This is a genomic window from Adlercreutzia sp. CNCM I-6207 (assembly GCF_977072305.1).
This window is the reverse complement of the sequence record NZ_CDRVLZ010000024.1, coordinates 20,594-27,664: the sequence shown is the minus strand read 5'-3', so window position 1 is coordinate 27,664 and position 7,071 is coordinate 20,594. Positions and strand designations below refer to the sequence as shown.

Annotated in this window: 5 protein-coding genes; 2 read left to right on the top strand and 3 right to left on the bottom strand. The window is 58.2% G+C overall.

Annotated features, from left to right (window positions below; all coding sequences use genetic code 11):
- Nucleotides 1-259: 259 nt before the first annotated feature.
- The 3 genes from ACW4QM_RS10655 to ACW4QM_RS10645 form a co-directional block, all read right to left on the bottom strand.
- Nucleotides 260-424 carry a hypothetical protein gene (locus ACW4QM_RS10655; protein ID WP_173113647.1) on the bottom strand — a complete coding sequence of 55 codons (165 nt, stop codon included), beginning with the start codon at nucleotides 422-424 and terminating at the stop codon, nucleotides 260-262.
- Nucleotides 411-1,409, bottom strand: coding sequence for a D-alanyl-lipoteichoic acid biosynthesis protein DltD (gene dltD / locus ACW4QM_RS10650; RefSeq protein ID WP_455798440.1), 999 nt, complete (start codon nucleotides 1,407-1,409; stop codon nucleotides 411-413). The genes ACW4QM_RS10655 and dltD overlap by 14 nt, the downstream gene beginning before the upstream one ends.
- Before the next feature lie 467 nt (nucleotides 1,410-1,876).
- Nucleotides 1,877-4,582: a bifunctional glycosyltransferase/CDP-glycerol:glycerophosphate glycerophosphotransferase gene (locus tag ACW4QM_RS10645; RefSeq protein ID WP_302683439.1), complete on the bottom strand. Its 2,706-nt coding sequence runs from the start codon at nucleotides 4,580-4,582 to the stop codon at nucleotides 1,877-1,879.
- A gap of 227 nt (nucleotides 4,583-4,809) precedes the next feature.
- On the opposite strand from ACW4QM_RS10645, the gene ACW4QM_RS10640 reads away from it, so the two are divergent.
- Both ACW4QM_RS10640 and ACW4QM_RS10635 read left to right on the top strand, forming a co-directional pair.
- Nucleotides 4,810-5,919 (top strand): NAD/NADP octopine/nopaline dehydrogenase family protein, encoded by a 1,110-nt coding sequence (locus tag ACW4QM_RS10640; protein WP_302683440.1) that lies wholly within the window; start codon nucleotides 4,810-4,812, stop codon nucleotides 5,917-5,919.
- A 12-nt stretch (nucleotides 5,920-5,931) separates the two neighbouring features.
- The gene (locus ACW4QM_RS10635; protein WP_302683441.1) at nucleotides 5,932-6,990 is read left to right on the top strand and encodes a pyridoxal phosphate-dependent aminotransferase; all 1,059 of its coding nucleotides are present in this window, start codon (nucleotides 5,932-5,934) and stop codon (nucleotides 6,988-6,990) included.
- The last annotated feature ends 81 nt before the right edge of the window (nucleotides 6,991-7,071 follow it).

Sequence of the window (7,071 nt, the reverse complement as noted above, 5' to 3'; positions counted from 1 at the left end):
GCCCAAAGTGGAAAGGGTGCTCCGCCATTTGTTCATGGCCGACGCGAGTTTCCGCAGCTCGAGGAAGCGAGATAATCCCTATACTGGTTGACTGTCAAATCCGAGAATTGAAAAACGCCTCTTTCTCCGGATACTCAGCGCTCACTTCCCGTAGCCTTTCAAGAAACCTGCTCACGGTTGTGCCTCCCCTTTCTTTCATCGCGTCATCATTCACTCTCCATTGGCGGAAACGCCAATCGGCTCATCGTCAAAACCATGCTCAGAAGTTCTCATATACCGGCATCGCCGGCTCTCCAAACCCCGAATAAACGAGGAACCAAACGACCAGAGCGAGCATCGCCGCTGCAGCGGCGAACCACAGGATGGCACCGAGCCAAGTGTCGCTGAAAAACACCTCGAGAATCTTGTCCCTAATTCGCTTCATCGGCCTCATCCTTGCCCATGAAGAACTCGTAGATGTCGTGATTCACCTGCACCCAGCCCGTCCAGCCGAAATGGGCCATATCATAGAGAAAATAGGGATCGTACTCATAGGGCGAGTAGTCGACGTATTCAGCGCCCCGTTCTTCGCAGATCGCCTTCATGCGGTCGTACCAGATGGCCCGCACATCGGCGGTGTAATCGGTCTGATCGACCATAGCGCCTTTGAGGGGCATGAGAACGACTAACGGCTGGATACCTGTCTCCTGGCAGACATCGAGAAACAGCTCGAAATCCTCGAACTCGGTCTCCTGATAGGGCTCGTCGGTAAACGTAAGCCAGTCCTCGCGGCCGGCATACCATTTGTCGTACCCGCCGTTCTCGTACCAGCTATTGTAGATGCCCATGTCGTTGCTCGACGTCTGATCCGCTCCCTCGGCCTGCTCTTGGCTCATCCAGGCATCCCAATCGGGCACCTGGGCCTCACCTTGGGTGCGCCCCTCTGGCACGGGACGACTCTTGTTCAACTCACGCTCCGGCGCGTTCCAATCATCTTCTTCGTCGCTGAGCACCGCGTCCCAGTTTTTCGACGTATCAAAGATCTTCTGAACACCTTCGTTGATGCGATCCACGAAGGTCTTATCGGACGCCTCAGCATAGACTTCGTCCTCCGACACGCCGTACTCAACCATCTTCTTCTGAATCTTCGCCTTCGTCTTGTCGCTCACCTTGGGATTGGCCATGAGGTCAGCGTAAGCCTCGGGCGAAAACGACAACCTGAAACATTTGGCGGGATTCTGGTAATCCATGAACCAGGAGATTCCGCAGAAGAACACCACTTTGTCGTCGGGAATGTCTTCAGAAAGCGCGCCCGCTTCAATGGCGTGCCACAGATCTTGGCAATAAGGCTGGCCCAAAAGGAACGTGTCCATACCATAATTGTTGTTCGCGAAAAAGTTCCCCGGGTGCGACGAGACCGTATCGGGGATAAACCCAGCGAAACTCGGAAGTGCCGAGAACCACCTTGCAGTTATCGCCCTGGGCGTTTCTCTGCTTGATGGCCGCGCGCACGAAGTCCGGAGAATTGGAGCGCGCCTTCGCAGGCCATATCTGATAGGGAGTACTGGCGATCTGCTTCTCCAGAGCCGACGAGGACGCTGTGGCGCCCATAGCCACAGGGACGCACACGAGCGCTATCGCCAAAACCACTGCCACAAGACGCTTCAAAGCCTGCTCCTCCTCCGACGGAATCGATCCGCGCATCCACACAAAACGGGCGACGCTCTCGCGTCGCCCCCTAATTCAAAACCGAAATGCAGATTCATCGTAGCAAAATCGAGAAGCACTGGCGCAAAACTCCCCGCAGTTGCCCCGCATCAACATATCGCGTACACGCTATGTCCACAGGGTTTAACTTCTCCTTGCGCCAAAGTCGAGGCCATGACGAACCGGCGGATCACCGAGCGCAGCCATCGGCGCGGCGCCGCTCTGACAATGCTCGAGCGCCCTCGAAAATGCGTTTGCTGCTCTCGTAGTCAGAAAAACCGAACATGGCGTCGGCACGGCTTCGATATTCGGGCTCCATCTGGCAATCATTTTCCATGTAGCGTATGATGGCGTCCACTGTTTCCTCCAATGTGCGAGTCACAGGGCCAAAGCCGTCGATATCGTAGTCGAAGTAGCTGTCCTCACCGTACGTGTGACCACCGCTGAATACCGAATCGTACTGGCTGTACACCACTGGTTTGCGCTGGTAGCCAAAATCGAATCCCACCCCTGAGTAATCCGTCACCATGAGCGCCGACTCGCTCAGCACGCGCTCGTAGTCAGCCGACCCCTCCCCCACCTGCACAAGCTCATTGCCCTGGAAATCACCGGCTTGCTTCTCGAATGCAGGGTGCACGTAGAACTCGGCCGTGTACCCGTAACGCCTCATGGCGTCCAGCAGACGTTCGTCATTGATGAGGGCATTGTAAAATTTCCAGAAATCCGTGGATTTGAAATGATGCACATACTCGCGCGTGCTCGTGCCCGGGATGATCTTGCCAGCGATATTCGAGCGCCACGTGGGCAGAAACGCGATCTTCTTCTGAGTATGGACATCGCCGTAGGCGTCGTAACGAGCCATGCCCATGAGAGACACCTCATCCTCTCGGTAGCCATAAGCCTCGCTCAAAAGCGCATTGCGCTCCATCTGGGTGCTCACCGAGAACAACTTGATTTTCTTCGCCGGCTTACCCAGCATGAACGCCAGATCTCCAAAGAGCGTCCCATGGGTGAGGTATACGAAATCGTAATCCATGAGATCCTTCACGAACACGAGCTCGGGGCCGTAGGGGTTCACCATGGACTCTTCGGCGCGCGAGGACACCACCACCGAGGACAGCAGGAACAGCAGCTTGTAGCGGAAGGTGGTCGGATCAATTACGTGACCGTACTTGGCCACCGAGGCGTAATCGGCGCTCGACTTCTCCAAAGCGAAGTACATCTTAGCGCCGCGATAGCCGGATCGCTTCATGGCATAACGGTACACGTTCTCGGCGTTGTCGCCTGCCTTCCACTCCTTGTCGCCGAAGATCCAGATGGGTTTCTTGAACAGCAGTCGATGAACCCGGTAGCACAGACGCAGCCAAACGTACTCGAAACGCAATCGGGACGTCCCCTTCTTCGAGCGTAGGATCTCCGCCCAACGGCGCAGCTCGGACACGACGGCCATGCGCCACGTGGCGCGATAGGTGCGCAGCTGCTTGCCGATATGCTTCACCATGACGCCGCCGAAACGATGGTAGTCGCGCTTCATTGACTGGCTGAAAATAGCGAAGTTGCCATAATGAGGCGTGAGGATGACCTCCTGGACACGCCCGCAGAACCTCGCGCGGAACGAGAAGGAGCGCTCCGGCTCCAAAGGCAGATCGAGCGTGAACCGCATACCCTTGCATACCGACTCTTTAGCCAGAGTGCGACGATTATCGGTAGGGAATGGGGATAAATGCGCATTGAAGCGCTCACCGCTCTTCTCGTCGCGAACGAATAGCTCGAAGGGCATTCCCAATATGTCGATGTCCGTCGTTCCCTCAATATGCAGCGTCGTGCCTTGGGGAGTGATCTCGTAAAGATAGCAGGGCGCCTTCGCGTTCATGCTGATGAGCTGCATACCGTCGAGCAACCCTCGATCGCGGTCAACCCAAACCAGTTCCTTAAAGACATCCACCCCGTATTTGAGGCGGTAAAGAACGATTTTCTTTTCGCGAGTAAGCCAGCGCGCATTGGCGATGACGTCAGCATCGGCGTCCGCGACAATCTTGCGCACAGCGGCCGACCAATTCGCGGCGTCCTCGGCGGACAGGGCATCGCTCGCCTTGCCCAAAAGCTGCCACCCGATGATGTAGAGCGCCACCGCCTGGGCAAAGGGAAGCACCCGCCCCTTGGCACGGCGCGACGCCTCGAGCACGCGCTCGCACACATCCAGATTCTGCATATGCTTGGAATAGGTAATGACCTGGCTCAGAGACGAACCGTCCTGCCGCTTTCGGTAGAGATACGTGCAGAAAGGAGTAACCGCGTAGGCGCACTTGTGCAAAATAATCCGGTTGACGAACAGCGTATCCTCCGACGTAGTCAGATCCTCGTCGAATCGGATATCACCGATAGCTTCGCGCAGAAAGAAGCAGTTCCCAATCGTACTCTGGATGTCGCAGGGGCGATCTCCCAGACGGATGATGGAATCCTTGTCTTTCGGGAAACGGTAAGCCAAGGGATGGGTGTGGTCCTCGCCCTCGAAGAGGGTGAGCTCGCCAACGAGAACGTCGACGTTGTTCTCCTGGTTGTCGAAAAAATCCACGGCATAGGCAAACGATTCCGGCGTCCATTGGTCGTCACTGTCCAGGCAGGTGACGATGCGCCCGCTGGCCCGGTCGAGGCCGGCGTTGCGCGCCGAGGAGACGCCTCCGTTGGGCTGCTGGTGAAAAACGACGTTGGCTGGGTAGCGATCTTGGAACGAACGACAGATGGCGGCGCTGCCATCAGTGGACCCGTCGTCGACGATAACGACCTGAATGGCGTCCATCCCCACTGTTTGGGCAGCCACCGATTCCAGAGTCTCGCCCAGATACTCCTCGGAATTGTACACGGGGATCACGACGGATATTTCAAAATCTGACACTCTCGCTCCTCCAGCCTCGGAAAACGCCTCTCTGCCATCACACATTGCATCGAGTACCCACGCCTGACGGCAGTCCTCATATGATAGCACAAGGGCTCGGCGCAACATTTTGCTCATTTGCCGTAGGCAAGCTCCTTTGCAAGAGGGAAGGAAATCTTTTGGTCTATCATATAAGGTCAGCTCATTCGTTGAGACGAGCCCCTCGCCGGGCGACAAAGGAGTTTGCAGTGAACATTACGGTATTTGGCGCGGGAAACCTCGGCCTCGCCTGCTGCGCGGTGCTTTCGCAGGACAACGACGTCACGCTTTACACCACGCGACCCCATAAGAGCCGCGAAACGCTCGCATACACCTACGAAGAAAAGGCCGTCGCATCGGCGACCTTCACCGTTACCGACGACATGGCCCGGGCCTGCAACGCGGAACTGATCCTTTGCACCTACCCCGCGTTTCTCCGGCAGCAGTTCGTCGCCGACGTAGAGCCTTATGTCGGCAAAGGCACCCTCATCGGCTTTGTTCCGGGCTACGGGGGCGTGGAATACTACTGCCAGGGTCTCATCACCCGCGGCGTCACCGTCTTCGGGCTGCAGCGCGTGCCCTACGTGTGCCGCTCGAGCTGGGACGAGCGCACGGCCGGAATTCTGTCGGCGAAAGAAACGCTGTACGTGGCCACGCTCCCCAAGGGTCGAACCGCCGAGGTGGCCGCGCTTCTCGAGGATCTTTTCCATATTCCCACCGTAGCTCTCAAGGAGTTCCTCGCGGTAACGCTGGTACCTTCAAACCCCCTGTTGCACACTTCGGGCGCCTACGGCGTCTTCAAAGACTACCAACCGGGCGACACCTATCCCGAGCAGCTCATGTTCTACGAGCAGTGGAACGACGACACGTCGCGCTTCCTTCTGGCTTACGACGACGAGCTGCAGGCAATCTGCCGCGCCCTCGCCCCTCTCGATTTGAGCGAGGTGGTATCGCTGCGCGAGTACTACGAGTCCCCCACTCCCGAGGTCATGACTCGCAAGCTGAAGAGCATCCGGGCCTTCGAGGCGGTCAAGGTACCCCTGAGCCCCACCGAGGACGGCGCATTCCTGCCGAACTGGAACGACCGCATGTTCACCGAGGACTACCCCTTCGGCGTGGCCATCATCAAGGACATCGCCTCCATGGTCGGCGTGCAAACGCCGACCATCGACACCCTCCTCGATTTCTACCGCGCGCAAACTGGCACTAGCTACCTGAACGCCGACGGTACTTCCAGCAAAGACGCTGGCGCCAGCGCCATGCCCCGCAACTTCGGCCTCACCGACAAAGAGGCCTTCGTCGAGTTCTACCAATCGTAAAGGAGACGACCCATGGCATTTTACGTTGACGAGCACATCAAGAACACCGAGCGCGTTTTTCCCGACCAGGGGCGCTATGGGATGCTCCGTTACGACATGAACGAGAACCCGGAAGGACTGCCCACCTGGTTCGTGGACGAGGTCAAGGCCGAGATCACGCCGGAGTACCTGTCCATCTACCCCGAGCCCGACCGCTTCCTCACGAAATACGCGAAGTACGTGGGCGTCCCCCGCGATTGCGTTACGGCCACCAACGGCACCGACCAGGCCATCCGCTACCTGCTGCAGACATTCTGCGGACAAGGGCACGACGTGGTCACCGTGGCCCCCTCCTTCGAGATGTACTGGGTGAACTGCAATATCCTCGGACTGAACCATGTGCCGGTCGCCTACAACGACGATCTGTCCTTCAACATGGAAAACCTCATCGCCGCCATCGGCCCCAACACCGACATCGTCGTGCTGCTGAACCCGAACAACCCCGTGGGCGACGCCTTCAGCCGCGAGGACGTCATCGCAGCCATCGAGGCAGCCCGCGCCGTGGACGCCGTGGTCATCATCGACGAGGCCTACCATTACTTCTACCCCAACACGTTCATCGACTTGACACAGACCTACGACAACGTCATCGTCATGCGCACCTTCTCGAAGCTGTTCTCGCTGGCCGCTTGCCGCCTGGGCGTTATCATCTCGAACCCGACCATCATTCATTACGTCGAAAACGCCAAGCTCACCTTCGATGTGAACGCTCTGGCGCTGCTGTTCGGCGAGAAGATCCTCGATCACCCCGAGATTGCCGAGGAGCTCATCGCTGCCGAGCGCGAGGGCCGCACGTGGACCATCGAGACTTTGCAGGAGCAGGGCTATGAGGCCCGCCCCTCCGAGGGGAACTTCATCTTCATCCGCACCCATCGCCCCGCACCGGAGGTGGCGGCCGACCTTGAGGCCCGGAACATCCTAGTGAAGTCGTGGAAGTCCGGTATGCTCGCCGACTTCCTGCGAGTGTCCACCGGCTCGAAAGCCGCCATGGAGAAGTTCGTGGACGCCCTTTTGGAAGTGGACGCTGCCTAAGTTGGGCATCCGGGGGCGCACCGCCGACGAGCGGCGCGCCCCCGCATCGGCCCTGCCCCATCCTGCGGCCCAGCCGCACCC